The sequence below is a fragment of the Prauserella marina genome (genome assembly GCF_002240355.1).
Lineage (GTDB): Bacteria > Actinomycetota > Actinomycetes > Mycobacteriales > Pseudonocardiaceae > Prauserella_A > Prauserella_A marina.
Map to the genome: position 1 here is coordinate 378257 of NZ_CP016353.1, position 24572 is coordinate 402828.

The following is a 24572-nucleotide window of genomic DNA, read 5'->3' on the forward strand; positions in this document are numbered from 1 at the left end:
CAATTGTGGCTCTGCGCAACCAAAACACAGCTCAGTGTTGTGTCCTGTGCCGGCGGCGCAGATTGTCAAGCGCCATCGAACCAGGACCGATCACCGCGATCAGTAGGAAGATCCAACTGTATAACGCGGCTTGTTCGCCGAGGTTCTGCAGGGGCAGCAACGCCATCGGCTGGTGCACCGTGAAATAGGCGTAAGCCATGGCGCCCGAGCACAACAGCGCGGCAGGTCGCGTGAAGAGGCCGAGGCCGACGAGCGCTCCCGCGACGATGTGCAGCAGGCTTCCCCACCAGCCTGGCCACGAACCGAACGGGACCCCGGTACCGGCTCCGTCGATGCCGCCGAAGGCGCCGAATCCCTGTAGCCCGTGCAGTGTGAACAGGAACGACACGACGATGCGGGTCGCGGCGAGCACGGCACTCCGCGCCCTTTCCGGCGTGCGTGGCCGCACTGCCGTGGCGTGCTCCGAGTTCGCGGTGCCGGGGGTCCTTGTCGTGAGGGCTGTCGCGTTCATCGCCGGTGTCCTTCCCAGTGGATTCGGTTGTCATCCATTCGTCGAACGGATGACAGCCGGATCGACATCGCGGGAAGCGATTTCCGGGAAACTTCAGTGAGGCTGCTTCTCGTCGACATCACGGGAGGGGCGGGCCGCCGCGAAGCCGCAGCCGATCGCGGCGAGCGTGAGCGCGACCGCGACGGGCACCGGCCACCATTCGGTCATCGAACGGGCGAGCATGAGCTGAAGCGCCGCCGTCGCAGCGAAGGTGAGCGCCACGAGCGACAGGATCAGTCTTCGGGCGAGCGACGACTTGCCGGCACGGTCCACCATGGGGCACCGGCCTCCTCGGTACGAAATGTGCGGAACAAAAAAGGGGTTCGCACTGGTATCGCCATCTTGCGTTGTTCAGTTACTGGTCCACAGTGGATTTAATTGTTCCGCTTCGCGTCTGCTTGGCTGCGCTGCGTGAAAATGATCTTGTTTGCGATTGCGATGAACTTGCTCACCATGCGCTAGATCACGCCCCGCCGACCTGGGCATGGTTGACCAGCGGTTGAGCATGATCCGTGCCGGAAACCTCCTGATCGGCCGGACGGAGTAGCGATGTTGACGGTGTTTGTGACGCTGCCTAATCTCCCTGACTAAGCGGTGGCTTACGTTTTCCTCAAGCGAAGCTTCAGCTCCGGGTTTCGGGGGCCCACACCGATTACCACGAGTCGTTGTCGAAAGGGCCTTGGAGCGCTGTTGTCGAAGAAAAACCTCGGGTCGCGCACCCGGCGTTCGTCGATCAAAGCCAGGGTGCTCGCGATCGCGTTCGTCCCGAGCATCGTTCTGCTGGCCGGCGGCGCCGCGCTCGCCGGGTACCTCGTCTACGACGCCGTTCAGGCGCGGGACTTCTCGACCAGCGTCCACGACGCCGCCGAGCCTGGGGCCCGCTTCTTCGCCGCGGTGCGCGAGGAACGAAGGCTGACGCTGGAAGACCTGGCAAGTGGCGGTGACCACAGACCGGAGCTTGACGAGCAGCGGGTCGAGACCGATCGGGCCGCGGCTGGCATCAGCGCCGAACTACAGGGCATGGTCGACAAGGTGCCCGACAACGTGCGGGCCAGCATCGTCTCGACCACGGAACAGTTCACCAGACTGCCCTCCTTCCGCGAGCAGGTCGACGCCGGAGGCCCCTCGTTGCAGGAGGCATACGACTTCTACAACCGGCTCATCGACCAGTTCGCGACCGGGCTCAACGGTGTCGCGCAGGAAGCACCCGACGCGGAGACCGCGTACCTGAGGGTCACCGCGATGCCGCTGTTCAACAGCGCTGACGGGATGTCGCGCGGTGACGCGCTCGCCGCCGCGGGGCTCATCAGGGGAGGGCTCACCGAACAGGAGTTCCGCACCTACGTCGGCCAGATCGGCGCCTACCACGCACAGCTCGAAGCCGCCGTCCCCGAGATGATCCCCTCGGTAAGGCAACAGTACGAACAGCTCATCGGCAGCGAAGCGTGGCAGCGGCTCACCGCCGTCGAGAACGCTTTCCTTCGTGGCAACCAGACCGACCTCCCGATCGGCGACGCGGAATGGCGCTCCGCCGCTCGCGAGGTCGGTGGCGCGCTGATGATGATCTACATCCAGCAGAGTTCCAACGCCACCCAGGTCGCTCTCGACGACGCCGACCGGACCCTGGTCACCTCGATCGTCGCCGGTGCGGCCGTACTCATCGTCTCGGCCGGTGTGTTCGTCGTCGCGTGGCGGCTTTCCAACCGGCTCGTGCGGCGGCTGTCGCTGCTCAGACAGGAAACCCTCGACATAGCCGACAAGAAGATGCCGGAGATCGTCGAAAGGGTGCGCGAGGGCGAGCAGGTCGACCTCGACACCGAGGTGTCGTTGCTCGATCACGGCAACGACGAGATCGGCGAGGTCGCCGACGCGTTCAACAAGGCACAGCAGACGGCGATCGCCGCCGCTGTGGAAGAGGCGAAGACGCGAGAGGGCACCAAGAGGGTGTTCCTCAACATCGCGCACCGCAGCCAGGTCATCGTGCACCGGCAACTACAGGCGCTCGACGCGGCCGAACGCAAGCAGGAAGACCCCGATCAGCTCGACATGCTGTTCCGGCTCGACCACCTTTCGACAAGGGCGAGGCGCAACGCGGAGAACCTGATCATCCTCGGCGGCGAGCAGCCGGGAAGGCAGTGGCGCAACCCGGTCGCCGTCGACGACCTCGTGCGCGCGGCCACGGCGGAGACCGAGGACTACACCCGCGTTCGCGTCGGCGCTTTCCCTTCGACCGCCGTCGCGGGGCCGGTCGTCGGCGACCTCGTGCACCTGCTCGCCGAACTGATCGACAACGCGACGTCGTTCTCCCCTCCGCAGTCGAGGGTCGAGGTGCGCGGCGAGATCGTCGGTCGTGGCGTCGTCATCGAGGTCGAGGACCAGGGCATCGGCATGGAGCCAGAGCAGGCCGACGACTTCAACGAGATGTTGCGCAACCCGCCCGACTTCAGCTTCATGGCGCTGTCGGAGGAGCCGAGACTCGGCCTTTTCGTCGTGGCAAGGCTCGCGTCGAAGCACGGCATCATGGTCACGTTGCGTGATTCGGCCTACGGCGGGATGAGGGCGATCGTGCTGGTGCTCAGCGATCTGCTCAGTCCGCTTCCCGAACCCGACGACGTCCCGCCCGTCCGCGAACCTTCCCCGGTGCCTGCCGCCGTACCTCCGGCGGCGCAGCCACCGCAGGCGGCGCAGGGTCAGGCAGGCCAGCCCGCACTACCGGTTCGGCGGCGGCCGAGGCAACTCGACCGGCTCGAAGGTTCCGGCGACAACGGGACGGCCACGCACAATGGGTCAGGGGCCCAGAACGGGGCAGCCGCGCCGCCGAGCCATCCGCGCTCGCCGCAGCACCCTCCGCAGGAGGCGCGGCGGCAACCGGAGCCGAGACAGGACCAGTTCGGCCCCATGTCGCAGGGAAGGCCGACGTTGCCGAGACGGCGCAGGCAGCAGAGCCTCGCTCCTCAGCTGATGGAGAGGAGCGAAGAACCTCGGCAGGCCGAGGAAGCGACCGCGACGCCGGAGCAGGCAAGGAGCAGGCTCTCGGCGTTCCAGCGCGGCACGAGGCAGGCCCGTCGGCAGGATTCCGCGGCCGACGAACTTTCGGGAGACTGAGACCATGGCGAACACGGGAGTCAACGAACTCGACTGGCTGCTCGATGACCTGCTCCGGCAGATCGCCGGTGCCAACAGGGCGGTCGTGCTGTCGGCCGACGGCCTGCTCATCGGCCGGTCGAGCAACATGACCGAGCAGGATGGCGAGCACCTTTCCGCCGTCGCTTCCGCATTCCAGAGCCTCGCCAAGGGCACGGGAAGGCACTTCGGCGGCGGGCAGGTGCGGCAAACCGTCGTCGAGATGGACCAGGCTTTCCTCTTCGTCACCGCGGCGGGGCGGGGCGCCTGCCTCGCGCTGCTCACCTCGGAGGAAGCGGACATGGGCATGGTCGCCTACGCCATGAACATGATGGTCAAACGGGTCGGCGCGGTTCTCTCCGCCGCGCCGAGGGTTGAGCAACATACCGCGACATGAACGCGCGAGGAGAAGCATGGTTCGACGAGGCTGCGGGGCCGTTGGTGCGCCCTTACGCGGTCTCCGGCGGTCGCACGCGTTCCGACAAGTTCGGCCTCGACCTGATCACACTCGTCGTCGCGCTTCCCTCCGCGATGGAAGTAGGGCACCTGCCGGGTGAGTACGCGAGAATCGTGCGGCTGTGCCAGCATCCGATGTCGGTCGCGGAGGTCGGAGCGCGGGTCGACCTACCCCTGCCGGTGGTGAAAGTATTGCTCGGTGATTTGATCGAGCAGAATTATGTGATCTACCGCAGGGCGGCACCGGCGGGTGAGGCCCCCAACAAACACGTACTTCAGGCGGTTCTCGATGGCATCCGAAAACTCTGATCCGCGCGGCGGTCTGAAGGCGACCGCGGTGAAGCTACTGGTCGCCGGTGGCTTCGGGGTGGGAAAGACGACGATGGTCGGTTCGGTGAGCGAGGTTCCACCGCTGCGTACCGAGGAAGTACTCACCTCCGCGTCGGAAGGTGTCGACGACCTCAGGGGCGTCGAAGCCAAGACGACAACGACGGTCGCGCTCGACTTCGGCAGGATCACGATCAGTCCCGACCTGATCCTGTACCTGTTCGGCACGCCGGGGCAGGACCGGTTCTGGTTCATGTGGGACGAGCTCGCGCACGGTGCGCTCGGCGCGGTCGTTCTCGCCGACACCCGCAGGCTGGACAGCTGCTTTCCCGCTGTGGACTTCTTCGAGCAGCGGGGGTTGCCCTTCGTCGTCGGCGTCAACTGTTTCGACGGCGCCCACCGCTACGGCACCGAGGAGGTCAGGGCGGCGCTCGACGTCGATCAGACCGTGCCGATGCTGTTGTGCGACGCGCGGGACAGGGAGTCGACCAAGCAGGTGCTCGTCACCCTCATCCAGCACGTGATGCGCAACGCCGACCTCGTTCCGGCCGGCCGCTGAGGGCGGAGCGTCAAGCGGGCCGGGGTTGGGCGCTGCCCTGCAACATCGTTCTGATCAGTGCCCATTTCGGCAGCGGCGTGAACTCTTCGACCTCGTCGAAGTCGAAACCCGCTTCCTCGATCGCCTGCCTGGTGTGCCGGTTGGGCCTGCAATTCGCGGTGAACGCGGCCCACAGCGGGGCGAGCCGGTCTTGCCAGCGGCCGAGCCGGTTCTCGCCGCGCACGTGTTCGAGCACCACGAGTTTGCCTCCTGGCCGCAGGACCCTGCGGATCTCGGCGAGCGCCGCGGCGGGATCGGTCACCGTGCACAGTACGAAGGTGCACACCACCGCGTCGAAGGACGCGGTGTCGAAAGGCAGTGACTCGGCCGTGGCTTCACTGACGTCGACGGGGATGCTCGTCGTCTTGAGTTTCGCCACCAGTTTCGCGCGCATCGCGGGGTCGGGTTCCGTCGCGACGATGCGGTCGGCAGCCCGGTAGTGCGGGAAATTGGCTCCCGTCCCGGCACCGACGTCGAGTACGACACCGGTAAGTCCGCCGACGAGATGTGCCCGCCGCTGGCCGATGAATGCTCGCTCCGCCGACGCGTTGGTCCTGTCGTAGACGGCGGCGAATACCCGGTGTGTCCGCATCGGGGACAGATTAGCCGTTGGGAAAAACCCGCGACCAGGCACGCCGACGGGATGTGCGGCCACGTGTGGCCCTTGTGAAATCCCGGCTGAAAAACGGTGTCGGGAAATGTCACCTTCGGCGGGTGAGTGTCCGCCGAAGGTGACATCGGATCATCGCGTCAGCGGTTGCCGAGCAGGCCGTTCATCGTGTCGATCTCCGCCTGCTGCGCCGAGATGATGTCCTCGGCGAGCTCGGTCGCTCCGGTGTGGACACCGTCCTTCAGTTCGGATTCCGCCATGTCGACGGCACCCTCGTGGTGCTCGATCATCATCTCCAGCCAGCGTCGGTCGAACTCCGCGCCGGACAGCGAACCGAGCGCGGCCATGTCCTCCTCTGTCATCATTCCCGACATGCCTGGCATGTCCCCGTGGCCGCCGTGGCCGCCTTCGCCTTGTTGGTCGTCGACCGGCTGACCCCATTCGGAGAGCCAGGCGGTCAGCCGGTCGATCTCGGGACCTTGTGCCTGCCGGATCTGCTCGGCGAGCGTGACGAGTTCGGCGTTGTCGGTGCGGCTTTCCACGAGGTCGGCCATCTCGATGGCCTGCTGGTGGTGGGGAATCATCTGCTGGGCGAAGTTCACGTCAGCCTCGTCGTGGGCCGCGGCCGGGTCGGTCTTGTCGGTGCTGGGTTGTGCCGAGCTCGCGCCGTGGGAAGGGCCGGTGTGATCCTGCTCCGTGGTCCCCGAGCAACCGCCGAGAACCGCGATGGCCACGAAGGCCACGGCGGGCAGCACAACGCGAGATGTGTTGCTGTGCATGAGAATTCTTGCCTTTCACCTGATGTTGGTCTGGTCCGCGTTGGTTTCGCGGTTGATCAGACCCTGATCACGCAGGTGAGGTGTTTGATGTCGCGGCCGCTTCTGACCGGGGGCGCACGCGCGCCGGTGCCGCCGGTCAGCGGGTTTCGCGTGCGGGATGCCGATTCGGTGCGACGGCCCAGAAAGACGACGGCGAGCAGGATTCCGCCGAGCGCGGTCAGTACCGCGAGGCACAGGTGCAGCAGTGCGTCGTGGGTGCCGTGGGAACCGGACTTGTCGTCCGCGGTGTCCTGGTGGCCAGCAGAGGTTTGTGCTTGGTGTTTCTCGGAGGTGGCCTGGTGACCGGTGTGTCCCCCTGGGTTGGTCCCGACGTGGTGCATGGCGACGACGCCCAGCGCGAGAGCGCACAACAGCGCCCAGCGCGCGAGCAGCACGGCACCACGAGGGGTCATGACGCCACGGTAACTGACGACGAACGCGGCCGGGGGCACGGATGCGCGCTTCCGTGCCCCCGGCCGCATTACCAGTCCAGCGGGTAGGTGTGGTCGTAGTTGACCGTGCACACCAGTGCGTCGCGCTGTGCGTGCCCCTCTTCGGGATCCAGCAGCGGGGTCACCCCGTGCCGGAATCTGGCGTCTTCGAAGACGAGCAGGTCACCGGGTTTCAGCGTTCCCCTGAACACGGGCGCCGTTTCCGACTCGTCCAGCCCGTACAACCAGGTCTCCGCTCCGCTGCCGATCTTGTCGACGACGTAGATGAAGACGAACCGCTCGCCGTCCTGGTGAGGTTTGGTGACGACGTTGGTGAACGTACGGAAGAGATTGACCCCGAAGGTGCCACGGGGACTGCGCCACTGAGGCGGGATCAGGCCGAGGGCCGACCGGATCCATCGTTCGAAGAGGGCGTCGGTAAGGACCTCGACCCTGCCGTACTCACGGGCTTCGGGCCGCTCACCGCGATTTTCGATGGTGATCGTGTCGTGTTCGGACAGTGTCAGTTCGTCGTCGGCCCACTCGTATCGCAGGACGTCTCGTGCTCTTTCCCTGTCGACAGGAAGATCGTTCTCGTAGCGTTTGAGCACTCCACTGTGGAAGAAGGTGTCTCGCAGGTGTTGCCGTGCGGCTGCCGGAAAGCCGAATTCGCGCTCGGAGAGCACGATGTAGCCGTCGGTGCTGAGCTTTTTCCAGCTCAGCTTCGCAGCTTCGAATGCCATGGGAGTCCTATGTGGGCTATACGAAGTGTTCGTTCTTGACAGCGCGAATCAGTGCCCTCGTCTCCTCGGGAGACAGGGAGTCGCGGTAAAGGGAATCATGGTACTCCCGGTACCGCTCAACAGCTTTCGGTCGTTCGATGTGTCGGATTCCGGCGTGCGTCTCGATGTGCACGACGTCGCGGTCGATCTCTTCGCTGAATTCGAAATAGGCGTACATGCAGGTGAGCGTGAACAACGGCTGGGAAGAGAACGGGAACACCCTGAGCTCGATATTCGGCCGGGTGGAACACTCGATCAGATGGTCCAGTTGTGCACGCATGATCTGGGGTGAACCGACAAGCTGTCGAATACTCGATTCGTGCGTGACCGCGACCAGTTTGAGCGGGGGTAGTTCGCCGCGCTGGTCGAGGGCTTCTTGACGTTTCATGCGCAACTCGACGAGTTGCTCGACGTCGGCCGCCCGCGAAGGCTCGGTGCTGAGGTAGTAGGCGCGCGCGTAGTCGGCCGTCTGTAGCAACACCGGAATCGCGGGGATGGTGTAGACGCGGGCGACGGACGCCTCGGTCTCGTAGGCGACGTGTGCGCCGAGTTCGTCGGAGATGGTTCCGCTGTAGTCGGTCCACCAGCCCTGCGACTGGGACGCTTTGGTCCATCGCTCAAGGCGGCTTGCGACCTGGGTGTCCTCGATCCGGTAGAAGCGGACGAGGTCCCTGATATCGCGCAGTTGGGGGCGGCCCTGCGCGTTTTCGAGGCGGGACAACTTCGACGTGGAGATCAGCAGCGCTTCCGCCACCTCTTCGAGGGTGCGGTTCGCCTCGCCGCGCAGCCTGCGCAGCTCTTCGGCGATGCGTCGGCGCGGTACCACGGGGCCTGGGTCTGGCATGGGACCTCGTTCGGGGTTCGGGCCACGGGTCTTTCGGGGTGGGATATCTTCGTGGGAATCCCAATCCGAGGATTGTAAGCCATCTCCGCGAATCGGCAACGGCTTGGGGTGAGGCGTCGAGTTTCACTGCGCCATATGGGTGGACCACCGAAGGTAACTGGTGGAATTCGCGAGGCTGGCGGTGACATTTGGTTGTTCCGTTCGAGTGACGGAGGTGGGATCAGAAAAATGGGAATTGCACAGTGGGCGCTCGCTACGGGACACTCGGTCTTGTAGTTCCCAGCGATCTCGCTTGTCCACCACGTTGCGAAGGAAGAGGTACGGCACGAACGTCGGCGCGATCGAACGGGAACGACAAGCAAGCCCGTCGAGCGGAGGGAGGTCGACAATGTTCGTATCGTTGCGACTGGGATTGCTCGTTCGTGTCCTGCTGGTTGCCGCCGCCGTGGCCGGTGTGCTGGTTCTCGCGCTCAGCGCGGGCAGTCAAATCGGCGCGAGTCAGTCCGGTGATCGAGGTTCGCCGACCGGCTCGGTGCTCGCGAAGAACGCACCGGCAGGCACCAATTACCGGGTCATGGGTACGGATGGTGCGGGCTTGAACGTCCGCGCTTGCCCTGACGCCGACTGCGTCAAGGTCGGCTGGGTCGAAGAGGGAGACCGGTTCGTCGCCGATTGCTGGCAGCGGGGGGCTGTCGTCGGCGGAAATCCCATGTGGCTCAACGGTTCGGTCGACGGACGCTCCGGTTTCGCCGCAGGCCACTACCTGCGGCCCGACACCGGAGTAGGCGCGCCCGCCTGCGCCGACCCCGTCAGGTTGACCGAATAACACCACGGCGACCCGTTTCGAGCGAAACGGGTCGCCTTCTTCTGGCCCGAGTAGTCAGCGAGTCCCGCGTCCGTGCGGGCGAGTCCCGCACTCAGGCCGTCGACTTCCGCACTCAGGCCGTCGAGATCCGCATCCGGCTACCACCGCCCTTTGACCATGAGTGCCCTCAGCGGATGTCGCGTCCCTCGATGGAGGCCGCGAGGAGTTGTACCGGGTGCAACATCGGTATCTCGTCACCGAGGTACCGGCGGATCTGCAACAGGCAGCCGGGGTTGGCCGTGACAAGCAGATCCGGCTTCACGGCACGGATGTTGCCTGCTTTGCGCTCACCGAGTTCGGCCGCCGGTTCCGGCTGCACCATGTTGTAGATCCCCGCCGAGCCGCAGCACAGTTCGGCTTCCGGCAGGTCGACGAGGTCGACACCGGGGATGGTGCGCAACACCTTTCGTGGCGCCTGCCTCACTCCTTGCGCGTGGCCGAGGTGGCACGCGTCGTGGTAGGCGACCTTCGCCGTGATCGGATGTCGTTCGGCCACGGGCGAAAGGTCGGCGAGCACTTCGCTGATGTCCTTGACCTTCGCGGAGAACGCGGCGGCTCGCCGCGCCCATTCGGGATCGTCGGCCAGCAACGCGCCGTATTCCTTCATCGACGAACCGCAGCCGGCCACGTTGACGACGATGTCGTCGACGGGCAGTTTCTCGAACGTCGCGATGGTGTCCTTCGCGCGGGCCGTCGCGTGATCCGCCCTGCCCGCGTGCAGGCCGAGTGCCCCGCAGCAGCCCTGTTCCCTCGGCGTCAGCACTTCGCAGCCCTCCGCGGCGAGCACCCGCTGGGTCGCCACGTTGACGTCGTGGAAGAACACGTCCTGCACACAGCCGGAGAGCAACGCGACCCTGCGCCTCACCGGTGTCCTCGCCCGAACCCTGCGCGGCAGTTTCGCGAACGCCGAGCGCAACCGCACCGGTGGCAGCAGCGCCTGCGCGGCGGCGAGCCTGGGCGGCAGCACCTTCTCCGCGACCTTGCTCAGTCCGAGTTTCTGGTATGCGAGACCGAGAATGGCAGCGGCCCTGAGCCGCCGCCGGTAGGGGAACAACGCGAAGATGCCGTCCCTGAACAGTTTGTCCGATCGCTGCCGGGGCACGTTGCGCTCGATCTGCGGCCTCGTCGCCTCAAGCAACCTGTCGTACTGGACCCCGGAAGGACACGAGGTCACGCACGCCATGCAGCCGAGGCAGGCGTCGATGTGCTCGGTGAACGCGCCTTCGAGTTCGATCTCACCCCGTTCGGCGAGATCCATCAGGTAGATCCGGCCGCGGGGCGAGTCCATTTCCTCGCCCCACAACTGGTAGGTCGGGCAGGTGGGCAGGCAGAACCCGCAGTGAACACAATCGTCGAGCAGCTCACGTTCCGGAGGGTGGGTAGCGTCGAAACTCGACTCGGTCACGAGGTCGCCTCCTCGGTGAACTCGGGTGCTGACTGTTCGTCGGTGAACCAGTTGTCGAAGCGCCCACGGCACAACCTGCCGCCTGGATCCAGTGCCGCTCGCAAATCCCGCAGTGTTCTCAATGCGGAGGGCCGCTGGCCCCACGCTCGGCCCGGCGAGCGAGAGCGCCGTCTCGTGACCGACGTGCCGCCAACGGCGGTGACGGCGTCGTGCACCGCCCCGACGGCCTCTGGCGGCACCGCCGTGGTTCCGATGCCGGTGCCGAGCCCAGCGACAGCGGTGCCTCCCGAAGCGGCGAGAATTCCTGGCAGTCTGCTCGGCCTGCACCCGATCCGCACGACCGCCTCGTCGACGAGGGCGGCGTGCCGCTTCCACGCCGCCAAAGCCTCTTGCTCAGGCAGCACCGAACCGCCGAGCAGTTCGGCGAGCCTGCCCGCTCTCGTCTCGCACCCCGCCTCGGTGCCCTCGACCCTGGTCAGCAAGATCCCTTCGGCCCATTCGAGAGCCACCGGTTCGAACGCGCTCGCCAGTACCGTCCTCGCGTGCTCGGCGGCCGTGTTCAGCCCGCAGTCGAGTCGCACCGTCGCAGTGGCCGCAGCCACCGGGTGCAGCCGCAGCACGATCTCGGCGAGCAGTCCGAAGCATCCGTAGGAACCGTGCAGCAGCTTCGCGAGGTCGTAACCGGCCACGTTCTTGATGACATGACCACCGGTTCGCGCCACGGTGCCGTCGGCGAGCACCACCGTCGCACCGATCACGAGATCGCGCATCGAACCGTGCGCGAGCGCGAGCGGCCCCGAATCGGCCGTGGCGACAAGCCCGCCGACCGTCGCGCCGCTTGCCACCCTCGCCGGGTCGAACGCGACCCGCTGGCCCTGTTCGGCCAGCTCGGCCTGTAGCTCAAGCAGCGGGGTTCCCGCACGCACCGCGACGGTCATGTCGGCGGGGTTGTAGGCGAGTACGCCGGTGAGCTTGCCGGTGTCGAGCACGATGTCGGCTGGTTCCTGTGCGCCTGCCCAGCTCGTGGCCGTTCCCGCGCCCCTGACCTCGACCGTGCCGGTGGTGTCGGCGAGCGCTTCGCGCGCGGTTCGCAGGTCGGTCGGTGCGACCGTCATCGCCTCCGTGCCCGTCATAGCCGCTCGATCACTCCAGCCTCCTCAAGAGGGTGTGGCCGGTAGCGGCCCGGTTTCTCGCCGCACAGCCGTGGGGTCGGCAGCAGCTTTCCGGGGTTGCTCAGCTTGTCGGCGTCGAACCCGGCCCGCACCCGATCCATCACGGCGAGGTCGTCCTCGCCGAACATGCGCGGCATCGAGCACGCCTTGTCGGTGCCGATCCCGTGCTCGCCGGACAGTGATCCGCCCAGTTCGACGCACAGTTCGGTGATGTCCTTGGAAAGGTTCTCCGCCCGTTCCGATTCCCCAGCGTCGGCGTCGAAAAGCACGAGCGGGTGAAGGTTGCCGTCACCGGCGTGGAAGACGTTGGCGACCCGGAGTCCCGCCGCGTTGCCCATGGCCTCGATGCGCCCGAGTACTTCGGCGAGTCTCGTTCGCGGCACGACCCCGTCCTGCACGATGTAGTCGGGGCTGATGCGGCCGACCGCCGCGAAGGCGGCTTTGCGCCCCTGCCAGATTTTCGCCCGCTCGCCCGCGTCCTTCGCGATGTGCAGCCTGGTGCAGCCGTGCCGGTCGCAAATGGCCTTGACCTGCTCGAACTGGTTGCCGCATTCGGCGGCGGGGCCGTCGAGTTCGACGACGAGCGCGGCGGGCGTCGTCAGCGTGTATCCGGCGCCGACCGCTTTCTCCGCGGCCTCGATGGCGAGGTTGTCCATCATCTCGACGGCGGCCGGAACGATACCCGCCGCGATGATGTCGCTGACTACTTCGCCGGCTGCCGTCACCGAAGGGAAGTCGGCGAGCAGGGTCCGGACGGTTTCCGGGACCGTGAGCAGCCGGACGGTGATGTCGCAGGCGATGCCGAGTGTGCCTTCCGAGCCGATGAAAACGCCCCGCAGATCGGGACCGAGTTGTTCACCCGTGTCGCCACCGAGCGTCACGACCTCGCCGTCGGGGAGTACGACGGTCATGGAGAGCACGTGGTTGGTCGTGAAGCCGTACTTCAGGCAATGTGCGCCTCCCGAGTTCTCGGCGACGTTGCCGCCGATGGTGCACACCTGCTGGCTCGAAGGGTCAGGCGCGTAGTAAAGGCCGTACTGTGCGGTCGCTTTGGTGATGTCGAGGTTCGTGACACCCGGTTGGACGACCGCTATGCGGTCGACGGGATCGACCTCGACCACCTCGCGCAACCGCTGTAGGGAGATCACGACTCCGTCAGCGACGGGCAGCGCTCCACCGGAAAGGCCGGTGCCTGCGCCCCTTGCCACGAAAGGGATGCCGTAGCGGTGGCACACCGTGACGGCGGCGGCGACGCTCGCGGTGTCGAGCGGCAACAAGACGAGCGAGGGAACCTGTTTGAAGCCGGTAAGCCCGTCGCATTCGTAACTGCGCAATCGCACGGGGTCGGAGACCACGTTGGCAGCCCCGACCGCGGAGGAAAACGCGTGCAGCACCTCCGCGTCGAGCATTTTCGCCCACCTCGCCAGCTTTCGCCTTTCGGAACCGAATTACCGGTTTGAGGAAACGGTACATCTGTCCGGTAGGAGCTAGTCAAGACTTTTCCCCCTCGTCGTGACTGGGGCAAACCGGCGGCCGAAAGGGCGCGGCGAAGAGCCCGATCGGCGCAGCGTGGCCGCGAGCAGAGGCAAAACGATGCGTCCAGGCCCCCGCGCCAGAGCGCTGAGCCGAGTAACGTTGCAGCGTATGCGGGTTATGTGGAAGGGCGCGGTGTCTTTCGGGCTCGTGACGATCCCGATCCACCTTTACACCGCCACCGAGAACAAGAACGTCACGCTGCGGCAGGTGCACGAGGCCGACGGCGGGCGCATCCAATACAAGCGGTTCTGCACCGTCGACGGCGAGGAAGTGCCCTACGCCGACATCGCGAAGGGCTACGAACTGTCCGACGGCGGCATGGTCGTGCTCACCGACGGCGATCTCGCCGATCTGCCGCTTTCCACTTCGCGCACCATCGACGTGCACGAGTTCGTCCCACTCGAAGCCATCGATCCGCTCTACTACGACAAGAGCTACTACCTCGAACCGCAGAAGCTCGCCGTCAAGCCGTACGTGCTGTTGCGCGACGCGTTGCAGAAGTCGGGTCAGGTCGCCATCGCGAAGGTGGCGATCAGGCAGCGGGAGGCGCTGGCCGTGATCCGCGTCGTCTCCGACGTCATGGTGCTCACCACGATGTTGTGGCCTGACGAGGTGCGCGATCCCGAGTTTCCCTTCCTGGAACAGGAAACACCCGAGGTGCGGTCGCAGGAGATGGCAATGGCCGCTTCCTTGATCGACTCGCTGTCCGACACCGTGTTCGAGCCGGACAAATACCACGACAGCTACCGGGAAGCGCTCACCAAGCTGATCGAGGCGAAGATCGCGGGAGACGAGCTGGCCAAACCGAAGGCGGCGACGGCGGAAACCGAGGTCACCGATTTGATGGCCGCGCTCGAAGCCAGCGTGTCCGCCGCGAAGAAGTCGCGGCAGCCGGGGTCCGCGAAGAAGAGCCCCGCGAAGAAGGCGGCAAAGACGAAGACCGAGGGCTCGCCATAGCCCGGCGTGGCACCCCGACGCTGTCCCATGCCGGTGGTACCAAAGGGGCATGACCTGCGTGAGCTGCGAGACCGGCCTCGACCACTGTCACGGCACGCTCGTGCGGCACGAGGACGGCGCCGCCGACTGCACCGATCACGGGTGCACCGACCTGGAAGTGCTGCGCCACGACCTCGTCATCGAGTGCGAGGACGTCGAAGGCGGCTGTGGTTGTGCCGAGCCTGCCGAAGTTGGTTACGCCGAATTCCGGCTCGCTTCCTGAAGCTAGGCGAACCAGCCGAACCAGGTGAAGCGGAGCCCGAAGTTGTCCAGCGTCGCGGGCAGGGTTTCCCTCCGGTTCAGCGAGCGGGGTGCGAGCAGTCGGTATTCCGCGCGTCGCAACAGTTCCGCGAGCACCGTGCTGGTGACCAGAAGGACGAGATTCTCGCCGGGGCACCCCGCGGGCCCCGCGCTGAACGGTACGAGCGCGGGATAATCCTCGATCCGTCCGTCGAGCCACGCCTCAGGCTCGAATGAGTCGGCGAACGGCACGGTCTCCGGGTCCCGGTGGAAGTACGGGGTGAACACGAAGAACGTCGTTCCGGCCCGCCAGACCTCGCTGTCGCCGTTCCACGCCGTCGGCTCCGTGCTCTCCCTCAGCAGAACGGGAGTCGTCGGCCACAGCCTGACCGTGTCGAGCACGCAGGCGCGCAGGTAGCGGTGGTGTTCGTCGTCGAGGTCGTCCATCGCTTTCGCGGCCTGCCGCTGCCGCGTCGCCAGCAACGCGAGCGTGCGAAGCGTGCTCATGCCCGCCGCGTCGAAGGCGAACAGCCAGTGCGGAACCTGGCCTGCCGCGGCCACCCCTTCGGGGGCGGGAGTGTCGGCGATACTCGCCGCGAGGCTCCCGGCTTCGGCACGATCGAGCAGTTCGGTCAGCCGGTGCTGGAAGGCCGAGCGGCGGTTGCGCGCCTTCGGTGAGAGATAAGCCCAGTTCGCGCGCTTGCGCAGGCTGTCGAGCAGCGCCGTCGTGCTGACGTCGTCGCGGGCGGCATCACCGAAAACGAGCCTGCGCACGACGCGCCACCACATCTCGTTGAACGCAACCCAGTCGAGGCGCCCCGGATTGTGGGTCAGCAGCCATTCCGTTTCCTCGGCGACGACCGCTGTCACCCTTCCGGCGAGTGAATGCCGAGGTGAGTCCGATTCGAGAACACGTTCGTTGTAGCGCCGCCGGTCAGCCCGTCGTGGTCCGCCGGTGATGAGCACACCGTGTGGCTGGAAATGATCGAGCGCAGCGCGTTTCTCGATACTGGCAGGGGTGAACGGCGAAGGGGACCCTTCGAGCACGCGCTCGACATCGCCCGGATCGAGCACGAGTGCGATGTCCCGGCCTGGAATCCTCAGCCTCAGCGGACCTTTCCCGTATTTCGCGTGCAACGCGCGAAGCAGGCTGATCGCCGGTCGATCCCACTGAAACCGGTCCGCGACCGCCATCACCCACGGGCGCCGTTTGATGACGCCGGCTGCCAAGGTCGGTGCCACGACCTCGGCGGCCACCCTCGCGGTGTCCATCGTCGTGGCCCGCGTGGTCCCGGAGGGTGTTTGGGTCACGGTCCGTCACTGGCTCCGCTGGGCAGGAATGCCCCGGCCCTCTTCGGGAGAAAGGCCGAGAGCTTCGAGCAGATCGGCGCAGTCCTGTGCGTCCTGCGCTGACGAAGCCACCGCCCGCACGGCTCGCTTTCGCTGCTCGGGAGTCGGTTCCTCGGTGTAGGGCACGACCGGTTTGGGACTGTGGCCCGAAGCGGTCGGACTGTGAACGTTCACGGCTGCTCCAGAGGTCGATGGTCCGGTGGTTGTGCTGTTGGTGTCGCGTGCAGAGAGGCAGTTACCCGTTCGGTGCGCTCACTACACGTCGGTTTTCGGCAGGGCGAGCCGGGTACCCAAGTCCTTCGACCCAATGTCCTCGAAGGAGGGGAGCATGACCACCAACACGTACCTCGCGTTCCTCGGCCTTGGCGTTGTGATGGTGGTATTGGATGGGCAGATCCTTTATCACAGCGGCAAGCGCTATTTGTCCGCTGTGGACGGTGGGTCCGAGTCGTCGGGCTCGATGGCCAGGCTGGTCGCCGTGTTGTTCCATCTGGTGCTGTTCGGTGTACTCGCGTTGCTCTCCGTGCTCAATTTCAGTTTCGGAGGCGGAGCACTGCGCGCGGTCGTCGGGAACCTGGGGCTCCTGCTCGTGCTGATCGCCGGTGCGCACGCGGTGACGATGGCGGTCTTCGCGCACGTCCGCGACGCCAGGATGGCCGAGGAGGGTCTCTCCCGCCCCGCGAACACGGCGTACCCGGCCGGTTCGGCGAAGACAAGTGCGCCGGTTGTGACTCCGGTGCCGGGTCAGCCTGGCCGCGACCCCCGGATGAGTCCGACGATCGAGGACCGTTCCGGGTGAAGCAGCGCGGGCTTCGGTCCTCGTGGCTCGCGGGAGGCCAGTTCGTGGCACGCGAGCAGGCGGAGTCCGTACCACTCGTCGGCGGTCCACGCCGCTTCGTCGGAGGGTGGCCGCCACCCTGAGCGAAGGGCTTCCTGCCTCAGGTCGTAGGCGTGCCCCGCGATCAGTACGAGCCTGCTGGCCGGTACCGCGCGGTCGGTCAGCTCTTCGTCGGTGCGAATGGCGTCATCGACGCCGTGAAGGTGCTGGGTGAACCGCTGCCGCAGGGCAGGGCGCCCGAGCGCGGGCCAGCCGGATTTCAGCTCTTCGCTCATCCGGCTGAGCCAGCGGCGCGCGGAACGATCCGTCGCGGAGTCCAACCAGCCCACACCTGATGATGCACACGGCGTGTACGTGATCGCTACCCTGGGCCTCCAACCGGCCTAACGACCGTGTGACCGAACGGCTCATCTCGACAGGAATTCGAGCAGGTGCCGTGCCGTCGATTCAGGTTGTTCCTCGGGGACGAAGTGGCCGCACGAGGGGACCGCCCTGCCGGTGACATCCGTGGCGTACTCCCGCCAGATCCGCTCACAGGGCAGCGTGCCGAGCAGGCCGCTCTCACCCCACATCGCCAGCACGGGCATGCCCAGCCTCCGGCCAGCCTCGAAGTCGGCGTCGTCGTGCTCGGCGTCGGCTGGGAACGAGGCCCGGTAGTCGTCGAAGCCCGCTCGCAGCGCGCCAGGTGCGGAGAAGGCGCGCACGTACTCGGCGACGGCCTCCGGTTCGAGCGCGTCACGTCGGTGGGTCCAGCGTTCGAAGAAATACCCGAGATAACCGGCGACGTCCTGTCCGGCCAGCCGTTCGGGAAGGTCGGGTTGCAGGTGGAAAAGCCAATGCCAATAGCCACGGGCGAGTCCACCGTCCATGCGGGCCCACATCTCCCTGGTCGGGATGATGTCGAGTACCGCGAGCCGGTCGATCTCACCGGGGTTGTCGAGCGCCCAGCGATGACCGACCCTGCCGCCTCTGTCGTGGCCGACGACACTGACGACTGGGAAGCCCAGCTTTCGGGTCAGTTCGGACACGTCGGCAGCCATCGTGCGTTTGTCGTAGCCGTGACGTGGTTTGTCGCTGAGCCCGTATCCGCGCAGGTCGGGAACGATGACGGTGTGCGAGGCCGCGAGCGGCTCCAGCACTTTGCGCCAGCAGTGTCCCGTCTGCGGCCAGCCGTGGAGCAGAACCACGGGCGACCCGTTTCCCGCGATCCGGTAGTGCATCCGGATCCCGTTCACCAGTTCCATGCCGGTTTCGATGTCCATCCGCATCCGGTAATCTAACCGCATAAGACGGTTAGAAACAAGGAGTCTCGACGTGGAGTGGGTTTTCGAAGGAGGGCGGCGCTGTCTCGACCTCGTGAACACGATGCGCGACCGGCACACGGGGGGCAGAGAGCTGCTCGTGGACGCGGACGCACTCGCGGAATGGCTTCGCCACGGCGGTTTCGCCGTCGATGTCGAGGAGCACCAGGTTTCCACGGTCCGCGCTCTCCGGGAGGCGATCGACCGCCTGACAAGGGCCGTTTCGGATCGGTGCCCGCCATCGGCAGCCGATGTCGCACTCGTCAACACCACCTCGGCGGCGATCCCAGCCCCCTCGCTGCACCTCGCCGACGACGGTTCGCTCACTCTCGTCAGCGGAGAACGCACGCTGGATTCGGTGCTTGCCGTGTTCGCGGTGGATGCCATCGAACTGGTCACCGCTTCGCCAGTCGTTCGCGTATGTGCCGCCGCCGACTGCGGCATCCGGTTCCTCGACGCCTCACCGAAGCGCAACCGGCAGTGGTGCTCGATGGCCCGATGCGGCAACAGGGCGAAGGCACGGGCGCACTACGCGCGGCGAAAGCTCAGCGGTGAATCCCCGCGCGGCGGCGCAGGAACACGTTGAGCTTGCCGACACCACGCACGTGCGCCGACCGCATCCCGGTGGGAACACAGCGGCCGACCATGCGCATCGCCGTGCACAGCCGGTCGAACTTGCGTTGCCGGTCCGCCGACCACTCCAGCCCGAGCCGGTCGCGAAGCCGGGGAGGCAGGGTCGCCGCGATCAGGAAGAGCTGAAGTTCGGCGTGTGCCTTACGAAGCGGCGACCACAGTGCGTCCGGCAGCCACCTGACCGGCTTCGGCACCGTCCGGATGGTGCCGAACAGCGTGCTGATCGTGTCGTTGGGCCCGAAATCCGCGACCATGTCCGCGTAGTAGCGCTCGAACGAGGGCCAGTCGGCGGGAAGCTGCCCTTCGCGAAGGCCGAGCCGGTGACCGATGTCGGTGAGCTGCGCGTAGTACTCGTCCAGTTCCGCGCGAGAAAGCGGAGTGCCGAAAAACCGTTGCGCGTCGACTGCTTGCCTGACGAGTGTCGCGTGCACCCACGCGTATGCCCGCGCGTCGAGCGCCGAGTAGCGACGGCCATCGCCGGTGATCCCGGTGAACCGCTTGTGCAGTGCGCGCAGCCGGTCGGCCTCGTACTGCGCGCCGACGGCATCGCCGTACACGTAGATCGACAGCGAGCCCGCCGTTCGCAGCAACCTGGTCCACGGATCGCGCTGGTAGTCCGAATGATCGCGGACACCGGCCGCGACAACGGGATGCGCGACCTGCAACACCAGCACCTGGCCCGCGAGCAGGCTCGCCCTGAAATCGCCGAAGTACCGCCACGCGGCGGTCCCCCTGACAACCGGCGGTGCCACGGTGACTCCTTCCGCTACCTTCCCGCTCCGCGAACGAGCATCATCAGCGCGTCGGCGGCGGGGGTCGCCGGTGCCTCGCCTGTCGCGAGCCTGCGAAGTTGCAGGCCGCCGATCAACGCCACGACGGGACCGACGAGGCGTTCCGGTTCTCCGACGCCGAGGGTACGCAGAATGGTGAGTGCCAGTTCGTCGTAGGCCGCGAAGCATCGGGCGGTCACGTCCCGGAGCCCCGGGTCCCTTCCGCCCTGCAAATACAGTTCGAGCGAGGCGATCTCGTCGATCGTCATCGGAAGCCCTTCGAGCACCCTGCCGACCGCGACGGCGGCGTCCTCGACGCTGAGTTCGTCGGCCTTCCGCGCTCGCGCCAATTCGCCGAGCCTGGCCGTCTCATCGGCCGCGAACAGCAACATCGCTTCCCGCAGCAGCGCGGTCTGACTGGGGAAGTGATAGGTGAGCGAGCCCAGCGAGACACCTGCCTCAGCGACGATCCTGCGATTGGTCAACCCCGCGACACCCTGTTCGCCGATGACGCGAAGCGCCGCCCGCAGAATGGCTTCCTTCGTGTTCACGGTGTTCGATCGTGCCAGCGCTGGACGGTTTCCAGTTGCGCGGCAAGAGCGATCAACAGCTCCTCCGAATCCGACGGCCCCATGAGCTGGGCGCCCATCGGCAATCCGTTCTCCGTGAAACCGGCTGGGACGTTCACGGAAGGCCAGCCGAGCACGTTCCACGGCCAGGCATAGGGGCACGCGCCGACGATGGCCCTGTCGGTGCGCCAGTTCGGCAACCTGCCGAGCGTGTCCGCGGCAGGGGGAGGGGTCGCCGTCGTCGGCGTGAGCAGGACGTCGACGTCGGCGAAGACCGAGCCGATCCTCCGCCGCCAGAACGGTTCCGTCCTTCTGGCGAGCGGGAGTATTCCGCGCAGCAGTTCGCCCGTGCGGGCATTGGCCTGGGTGCGCTCGTCGAGCAGGTCACGCGAAGGCGCCTTCTCGATCCAGTCGGCGACACCGGTGAGCGAACGGGGAAGGAAGGTGAGCCCGATGAGGCCGTAGCGCGGTCGGACGGGAACCACGGTGTGCCCGAGCGCGGTGAGCGACCTCGCCAGCATCACGACCGCCGCCCGCACTCTCGGGTCGAGCTTGGCCGGCATCGCGGTGAACGGGCTGCGCAGGCTGATGCCGATGCGCAGTCGCCGGACGCCGGACCTCGCGGCGGCGAGGTAGGTGCCGTTCGTTCCAGCCGCGACATCGAGCAGCAGCGCCGCGTCGGCGACCGTTCGCGCGAGCGGCCCGTGCCCGGTAAGGCCGTGGAACAGTTCGGGTTCCGGCGCGGTGGGAATGCGGCCTCGCTGCGGTTTGATGCCGACGAGATGGGTCCAGGCCGCGGGGATGCGCACGGATCCGGCGCCGTCCGATCCGAGTGCGGCGCCGACGATCCCCGCCGCGACCGCCGCGGCCGAGCCGCCTGAGGACCCGCCTGGCGAATACGCGGTGTTCCACGGATTGCGCGTCACGCCGAACGCCGCGCCCTCGGTGAACGGCCACTGGCCGACCTCTGGGGTGTTCGTCTTTCCGATGATGACGGCGCCCGCGCGTTTGAGCATCGCGACGACCTCGGCGTCGGCCTCGGCCACCGGGAAGTCGCCCCGGCAGCCGAAAGCCGTCGGCAATCCGGCGATGTCGGTGTCGTCCTTGATCGCTATCGGGACGCCGAGCAGTGGCGCCCTTTCTCCCTCCGCGATCCGCCTGTCCGAGAGTTCGGCCTCACGGCGGGCTTCTCGCGCTCGCAGGTGACGGAAGGCGTTGAGCGTCGGCTGGGCGCGCTTCGCGCGTTCCAGCGCGGCACTCGTGAGTTCGACGGCGGAGACTTTTCCCTCGGCGACCAGCCTGGCCTGTTCGGCTGGTCCCGCGAACGCGATGTCCCTCTCGGTGGCGCGCATGGCTCGCTCCGTCTCGTTCGTTCGAACGAACGGTATCACCGTGGGCTGGTCAGGCGAAGTCTCGCGGCCCTTCCCGCGACCACCAGCAACGCGGCGAGCAGGCAGAAGTAGCTGATGAAGACGATGCGCTGAGTGAACCCGACGGGCAGCGTCGAAGCCAGCATGGAGAAGACGGGAACGCCGGGAACGGTGTCGAAGACGTAGCTGACACCGAACAGTCCGAGTCCGACGAGACTGACCTGTAGCAGCCTGACCAGCAGCTGGCGGCTCGCCGCCATCGCGGGCAGGCCACGGAGCGTGTCGAGCAACGAGAACGCGATGGCCGGCAGCGAGGCGAACGCGATCACGCTGGCGTACTGGTGGATCTTGCCGCTCACCGGATTGATGTCCTCGGTGAAAGTCGCGGGAAAGAGGGCCGCGGCGACGAGGCCGAGCGCCGTCGCCCCCACGAGTACCGACGTGGTGCGGTTGATGCTGATGCCTGCCGCGGCGAGTGCCCCGCGAACGGCCACCACCGCGAGCGCGAACGAGAGCAGGCTCGCCTCAAGCATTCCCGCGCCGTGATCGGAGAAGGCGTACCGGCTGAGCGGATCGGTCAGCGGATTGAACGAGCTGATCGCGTGCAGGATGGTGAGCGTGAACAGTGCCCAGCCGAGTGAAGCCGACGCGACGATCGTCCACGTGCGGGTCTTCGCCGCGGTCGTGGTGCTCGCGGTCTTCGTTCTCAGCTCGGCCATGGTAGTAACTTTGGCCTGGCTCAGCTGATTTGTGATCAGGGGATGTCCCTGAATCACCCCCTACATCGGGTGAAGTCGATCAACGCGAGCGCCTGGTCGTCGTGGCGTTTCGCGCGGGGCCACCTGATGCGGCCGGGGTCGCCGAGTTCGGCGGCCCGTACGGCGTCGAGCACACCGGCCGCTCCCCGCTCGCGGGCGATGCTCAGCACGGAGGGCCATTCGAGTACGCGGTAGTCGTCGACGCCGACGGCGACCCCGTCGGTGGCGAGTACGACCGCTTCGATCTCCTCGCGTGCCCAGCTTCGGCGGAGCGCGCGGTTCGCCGCGCCGGGATCGGCTTCGGCGACCCAGAAGCCGCCCTCACTGTTGCGCAGCCGGTTGACCTCACCTCTCGTGCGCAGCCTCCCGCTTCCGCGCAGTTCGTCGAGTCTCGTGTCGGCGACGACCTCGAAGCCCGACCGTCCGAATGCGACGATCGGGCTGTCGGCGAGCACGAGCGCGTCGATCCTGTCGTCGGTCCAGCGCAGCATGGCGACGGTGCTGGCAGGCGAATGCCTCCTCGTGAGTCCGCCTGCCTCCGTCACGTCGGCGATGGCCTTGCCGAGTACGGAGCCGAGATCGTCGTAGGGCGCGGCGAGTAAAAGGCTTTCGATTCGCTCGCCGAGCCGGGTGGCGTACCAGCCGCCGCTCGGCAGCCCCTCCCTGAACTCGGTGGCGCCGTCGAGTACCACGACGGCGTTGCCGGTGGTCACGACGACGTCTTCGGACGGTCTCGGCAGACCGTCGAGTCCGACGCCCGGCTGTTCGGCGATGTCGACGACTGGCTGGCTCACTCGTCGCACCGTAGTCGTCAACTGGAGTTGACACGCGGGATGGCGTCAACTTTAATTGACGTCATGACTGAGGCGACAGACCTCGCGGAGAGGGCGGGAGATCGCGACCCGCGCGTCGGCCTCCGGGCCGTCGCCGCGTTGCGCAGGCTGCTGGAGCGTTTGGAGGCCGTGCAGGTGCGCAGTGCGCGCGTACACGGCTGGTCCTGGCAGGACATTGCCGACGAGCTCGGAGTGAGCAGGCAGGCAGTGCACAAGAAGTATGGGAGACGCTGATGTTCGAACGGTTCACCGGTGACGCGAGGGGGCTAGTCAAGGAAGCGGTGAGGGAGGCGGCCGAACTCGGCTCACCCGAGATCGACTCCCTGCACCTGCTCGCCGCGCTCGCCCGGTTTCCGGGAGGCGGCGCCGCGACTCTGCTTTCCGAGTTCGATGTCGCACTCGACGATGTCGTCGCGAGTGTCGCGGTCATCCGCAGGAGGGGCGACCTGAGCGAGGCCGACGCCGAGGCGCTCGGAAACCTGGGGATCGACGTCGATCAGGTCGTCGAGCGGGTCGAGCGGGAGCACGGCCGCGACGCGCTCGCGAGGCGAAAGCCGAAGAAACCGGGGCACATTCCGTTCGCCGCCGGTTCGAAGCGTCTTCTCGAACGCTGCCTCGAAGAGGTGGTCATGTTGCGGTCGAAGGAGATCGGCGGCGAGCACATCCTGCTCGCGATGGCCGCCGTTCCCGGTCCTGCCGCCGACGTTCTCGCCGAGTTCGACGTCACGGCCGAGCGGATCAGGGCAGCGCTGCGGCGCGCGGCGTAGCGGGCCGCCACACCGTCCACGGCAGGAAAATCTGGGTGAGCGGGCCGATCGCCAGTGCGTACAGCACGGTTCCCACCCCGACCGCTCCGCCGAGCAGCCAGCCTGCCGCGAGTACCGCGATCTCGATACCGGTGCGGACAAGCCGCACGGAGCGGCCGGTCCGTGCGGCGAGACCGGTCATCAAGCCGTCCCTCGGGCCCGGTCCGAGTCGCGCCCCGACGTAGACGGCCGTGGCAAGCCCGTTGAGTGCCACCCCGCCGACGAGCAGCGTGATTTGCCAGCCGAGCAGGTCCTGCTCAGGGAGTACGAGTCGCACGAGGTCGACGGTGACCGAGACGATCACGACGTTGGCGATCGTGCCGACGCCGGGTCGTTGCCTGAGCGGGATCCAGAGCAGCAGTACCACGAGCGACGCGACCGCGACGGCCGTGCCGAAGCTCAGCCCGGTGTGGTTCGTGATCCCTTCGTGCAGCGCGTTCCACGGGTTGAGGCCCAGCTCGGCCCTGGTCAGCATGGCCGTGCTCGCACCGTAGAGCGCGAGTCCCGCGAAGAGCTGGCTAAGCCTGCGGGTGGGTGCCACCGTGACGGATACCGGGTGAAGGTCGATCTGTTGGTTTCGGGCCACCGGAT

Annotated in this window: 31 protein-coding genes; 11 read left to right on the forward strand and 20 right to left on the reverse strand. The window is 66.8% G+C overall.

Annotated elements, in window-relative coordinates:
• Positions 1-31: 31 nt before the first annotated feature.
• On the reverse strand, positions 32-511 hold the full coding sequence (locus BAY61_RS01535; protein WP_091801560.1) for a DoxX family protein: 480 nt from the start codon (positions 509-511) through the stop codon (positions 32-34).
• 93 nt (positions 512-604) lie between these two features.
• Positions 605-826, reverse strand: coding sequence for a hypothetical protein (locus BAY61_RS01540; protein WP_091801562.1), 222 nt, complete (start codon positions 824-826; stop codon positions 605-607).
• Between the two features lie 414 nt (positions 827-1240).
• Here BAY61_RS01540 and BAY61_RS01545 point away from each other — a divergent pair, with 414 nt between their 5' ends.
• The 4 genes from BAY61_RS01545 to BAY61_RS01560 are packed head-to-tail and all read left to right on the forward strand — an operon-like array spanning position 1241 to position 5015.
• Positions 1241-3655 (forward strand): sensor histidine kinase, encoded by a 2415-nt coding sequence (locus tag BAY61_RS01545; RefSeq protein WP_245865678.1) that lies wholly within the window; start codon positions 1241-1243, stop codon positions 3653-3655.
• 4 nt (positions 3656-3659) lie between these two features.
• The gene (locus BAY61_RS01550; protein WP_091801565.1) at positions 3660-4070 is read left to right on the forward strand and encodes a roadblock/LC7 domain-containing protein; all 411 of its coding nucleotides are present in this window, start codon (positions 3660-3662) and stop codon (positions 4068-4070) included.
• The gene (locus BAY61_RS01555; RefSeq protein ID WP_091801568.1) at positions 4067-4438 is read left to right on the forward strand and encodes a DUF742 domain-containing protein; all 372 of its coding nucleotides are present in this window, start codon (positions 4067-4069) and stop codon (positions 4436-4438) included. The genes BAY61_RS01550 and BAY61_RS01555 overlap by 4 nt, the downstream gene beginning before the upstream one ends.
• Complete coding sequence (locus tag BAY61_RS01560; RefSeq protein WP_091801571.1) at positions 4419-5015, forward strand: GTP-binding protein; 597 nt, start codon at positions 4419-4421, stop codon at positions 5013-5015. Before BAY61_RS01555 ends, BAY61_RS01560 begins: the two co-directional genes overlap by 20 nt.
• Positions 5016-5025: 10 nt before the next feature.
• Here BAY61_RS01560 and BAY61_RS01565 read toward each other — a convergent pair whose 3' ends face one another.
• From BAY61_RS01565 to BAY61_RS01585, 5 genes are all read right to left on the reverse strand, one after another.
• Positions 5026-5646: a class I SAM-dependent methyltransferase gene (locus BAY61_RS01565; protein WP_091801573.1), complete on the reverse strand. Its 621-nt coding sequence runs from the start codon at positions 5644-5646 to the stop codon at positions 5026-5028.
• Positions 5647-5804: 158 nt separating this feature from the next.
• Positions 5805-6443 (reverse strand): DUF305 domain-containing protein, encoded by a 639-nt coding sequence (locus BAY61_RS01570; RefSeq protein WP_091801575.1) that lies wholly within the window; start codon positions 6441-6443, stop codon positions 5805-5807.
• 56 nt (positions 6444-6499) lie between these two features.
• On the reverse strand, positions 6500-6895 hold the full coding sequence (locus BAY61_RS01575) for a DUF6153 family protein (protein ID WP_091802480.1): 396 nt from the start codon (positions 6893-6895) through the stop codon (positions 6500-6502).
• Between the two features lie 68 nt (positions 6896-6963).
• On the reverse strand, positions 6964-7656 hold the full coding sequence (locus tag BAY61_RS01580) for a 2OG-Fe dioxygenase family protein (protein WP_091801577.1): 693 nt from the start codon (positions 7654-7656) through the stop codon (positions 6964-6966).
• 16 nt (positions 7657-7672) lie between these two features.
• A complete protein-coding gene (locus tag BAY61_RS01585; RefSeq protein ID WP_091801580.1) occupies positions 7673-8539 on the reverse strand; it encodes a helix-turn-helix domain-containing protein in 867 nt (288 codons plus the stop codon).
• 388 nt (positions 8540-8927) lie between these two features.
• On the opposite strand from BAY61_RS01585, the gene BAY61_RS01590 reads away from it, so the two are divergent.
• A complete protein-coding gene (locus BAY61_RS01590) occupies positions 8928-9365 on the forward strand; it encodes a hypothetical protein (RefSeq protein WP_091801582.1) in 438 nt (145 codons plus the stop codon).
• Positions 9366-9531: 166 nt separating this feature from the next.
• Here BAY61_RS01590 and BAY61_RS01595 read toward each other — a convergent pair whose 3' ends face one another.
• From BAY61_RS01595 to BAY61_RS01605, 3 genes are read right to left on the reverse strand one after another with little or no spacing between them, the layout of a single operon-like run.
• On the reverse strand, positions 9532-10809 hold the full coding sequence (locus tag BAY61_RS01595) for a (Fe-S)-binding protein (protein ID WP_091801586.1): 1278 nt from the start codon (positions 10807-10809) through the stop codon (positions 9532-9534).
• Complete coding sequence (locus BAY61_RS01600) at positions 10806-11942, reverse strand: FAD-binding oxidoreductase (protein ID WP_091801589.1); 1137 nt, start codon at positions 11940-11942, stop codon at positions 10806-10808. The genes BAY61_RS01595 and BAY61_RS01600 overlap by 4 nt, the downstream gene beginning before the upstream one ends.
• Positions 11939-13390 (reverse strand): FAD-linked oxidase C-terminal domain-containing protein, encoded by a 1452-nt coding sequence (locus BAY61_RS01605; protein WP_091801592.1) that lies wholly within the window; start codon positions 13388-13390, stop codon positions 11939-11941. Before BAY61_RS01605 ends, BAY61_RS01600 begins: the two co-directional genes overlap by 4 nt.
• A 235-nt stretch (positions 13391-13625) precedes the next feature.
• Here BAY61_RS01605 and ku point away from each other — a divergent pair, with 235 nt between their 5' ends.
• Positions 13626-14474: a non-homologous end joining protein Ku gene (gene ku / locus BAY61_RS01610; protein WP_091801594.1), complete on the forward strand. Its 849-nt coding sequence runs from the start codon at positions 13626-13628 to the stop codon at positions 14472-14474.
• Positions 14475-14523: 49 nt separating this feature from the next.
• Complete coding sequence (locus tag BAY61_RS01615; protein ID WP_091801597.1) at positions 14524-14736, forward strand: hypothetical protein; 213 nt, start codon at positions 14524-14526, stop codon at positions 14734-14736.
• A gap of 2 nt (positions 14737-14738) precedes the next feature.
• Here the strand turns inward: BAY61_RS01615 and BAY61_RS01620 are convergent, their stop codons facing one another.
• Entirely contained in the window at positions 14739-16025 is a 1287-nt protein-coding gene (locus BAY61_RS01620; RefSeq protein ID WP_091801600.1) for a cytochrome P450, read from the reverse strand.
• A gap of 45 nt (positions 16026-16070) precedes the next feature.
• Positions 16071-16277 carry a hypothetical protein gene (locus BAY61_RS01625; protein ID WP_091801601.1) on the reverse strand — a complete coding sequence of 69 codons (207 nt, stop codon included), beginning with the start codon at positions 16275-16277 and terminating at the stop codon, positions 16071-16073.
• Between the two features lie 154 nt (positions 16278-16431).
• On the opposite strand from BAY61_RS01625, the gene BAY61_RS01630 reads away from it, so the two are divergent.
• A complete protein-coding gene (locus BAY61_RS01630; protein WP_091801604.1) occupies positions 16432-16902 on the forward strand; it encodes a hypothetical protein in 471 nt (156 codons plus the stop codon).
• On the opposite strand, the gene BAY61_RS01635 is transcribed toward BAY61_RS01630, so the two are convergent.
• Positions 16848-17216, reverse strand: a complete 369-nt coding sequence (locus tag BAY61_RS01635) for a DUF6401 family natural product biosynthesis protein (RefSeq protein WP_245865683.1) — start codon at positions 17214-17216, stop codon at positions 16848-16850. The genes BAY61_RS01630 and BAY61_RS01635 overlap by 55 nt on opposite strands.
• A 132-nt stretch (positions 17217-17348) precedes the next feature.
• On the reverse strand, positions 17349-18203 hold the full coding sequence (locus tag BAY61_RS01640; RefSeq protein ID WP_245865685.1) for an alpha/beta fold hydrolase: 855 nt from the start codon (positions 18201-18203) through the stop codon (positions 17349-17351).
• A 52-nt stretch (positions 18204-18255) separates the two neighbouring features.
• Here BAY61_RS01640 and BAY61_RS01645 point away from each other — a divergent pair, with 52 nt between their 5' ends.
• On the forward strand, positions 18256-18828 hold the full coding sequence (locus tag BAY61_RS01645) for a CGNR zinc finger domain-containing protein (RefSeq protein WP_176879647.1): 573 nt from the start codon (positions 18256-18258) through the stop codon (positions 18826-18828).
• Here the strand turns inward: BAY61_RS01645 and BAY61_RS01650 are convergent.
• Genes BAY61_RS01650 through BAY61_RS01670 form a run of 5 tightly spaced genes read right to left on the reverse strand, consistent with a single transcriptional unit; the run spans position 18788 to position 23136 of the window.
• Positions 18788-19627 (reverse strand): oxygenase MpaB family protein, encoded by an 840-nt coding sequence (locus tag BAY61_RS01650; RefSeq protein WP_091801606.1) that lies wholly within the window; start codon positions 19625-19627, stop codon positions 18788-18790. The genes BAY61_RS01645 and BAY61_RS01650 overlap by 41 nt on opposite strands.
• Before the next feature lie 14 nt (positions 19628-19641).
• Positions 19642-20196: a TetR/AcrR family transcriptional regulator gene (locus tag BAY61_RS01655; RefSeq protein WP_091801608.1), complete on the reverse strand. Its 555-nt coding sequence runs from the start codon at positions 20194-20196 to the stop codon at positions 19642-19644.
• On the reverse strand, positions 20193-21566 hold the full coding sequence (locus tag BAY61_RS01660; protein WP_091801611.1) for an amidase: 1374 nt from the start codon (positions 21564-21566) through the stop codon (positions 20193-20195). The genes BAY61_RS01655 and BAY61_RS01660 overlap by 4 nt, the downstream gene beginning before the upstream one ends.
• Positions 21567-21601: 35 nt before the next feature.
• Positions 21602-22303: a DUF998 domain-containing protein gene (locus BAY61_RS01665; protein ID WP_091801614.1), complete on the reverse strand. Its 702-nt coding sequence runs from the start codon at positions 22301-22303 to the stop codon at positions 21602-21604.
• Positions 22304-22356: 53 nt separating this feature from the next.
• The gene (locus BAY61_RS01670; RefSeq protein WP_091801617.1) at positions 22357-23136 is read right to left on the reverse strand and encodes a hypothetical protein; all 780 of its coding nucleotides are present in this window, start codon (positions 23134-23136) and stop codon (positions 22357-22359) included.
• 63 nt (positions 23137-23199) lie between these two features.
• Here BAY61_RS01670 and BAY61_RS01675 point away from each other — a divergent pair, with 63 nt between their 5' ends.
• Together BAY61_RS01675 and BAY61_RS01680 are read left to right on the forward strand one after the other, a co-directional pair.
• Positions 23200-23409: a helix-turn-helix domain-containing protein gene (locus BAY61_RS01675; protein WP_091802492.1), complete on the forward strand. Its 210-nt coding sequence runs from the start codon at positions 23200-23202 to the stop codon at positions 23407-23409.
• Positions 23409-23942: a Clp protease N-terminal domain-containing protein gene (locus BAY61_RS01680; RefSeq protein ID WP_091801620.1), complete on the forward strand. Its 534-nt coding sequence runs from the start codon at positions 23409-23411 to the stop codon at positions 23940-23942. The genes BAY61_RS01675 and BAY61_RS01680 overlap by 1 nt, the downstream gene beginning before the upstream one ends.
• Here the strand turns inward: BAY61_RS01680 and yczE are convergent.
• Positions 23914-24567 (reverse strand): membrane protein YczE, encoded by a 654-nt coding sequence (gene yczE, locus BAY61_RS01685; RefSeq protein ID WP_091801623.1) that lies wholly within the window; start codon positions 24565-24567, stop codon positions 23914-23916. The two genes, BAY61_RS01680 and yczE, sit on opposite strands and share 29 nt — an antisense overlap.
• Between the last annotated feature and the right edge of the window lie 5 nt (positions 24568-24572).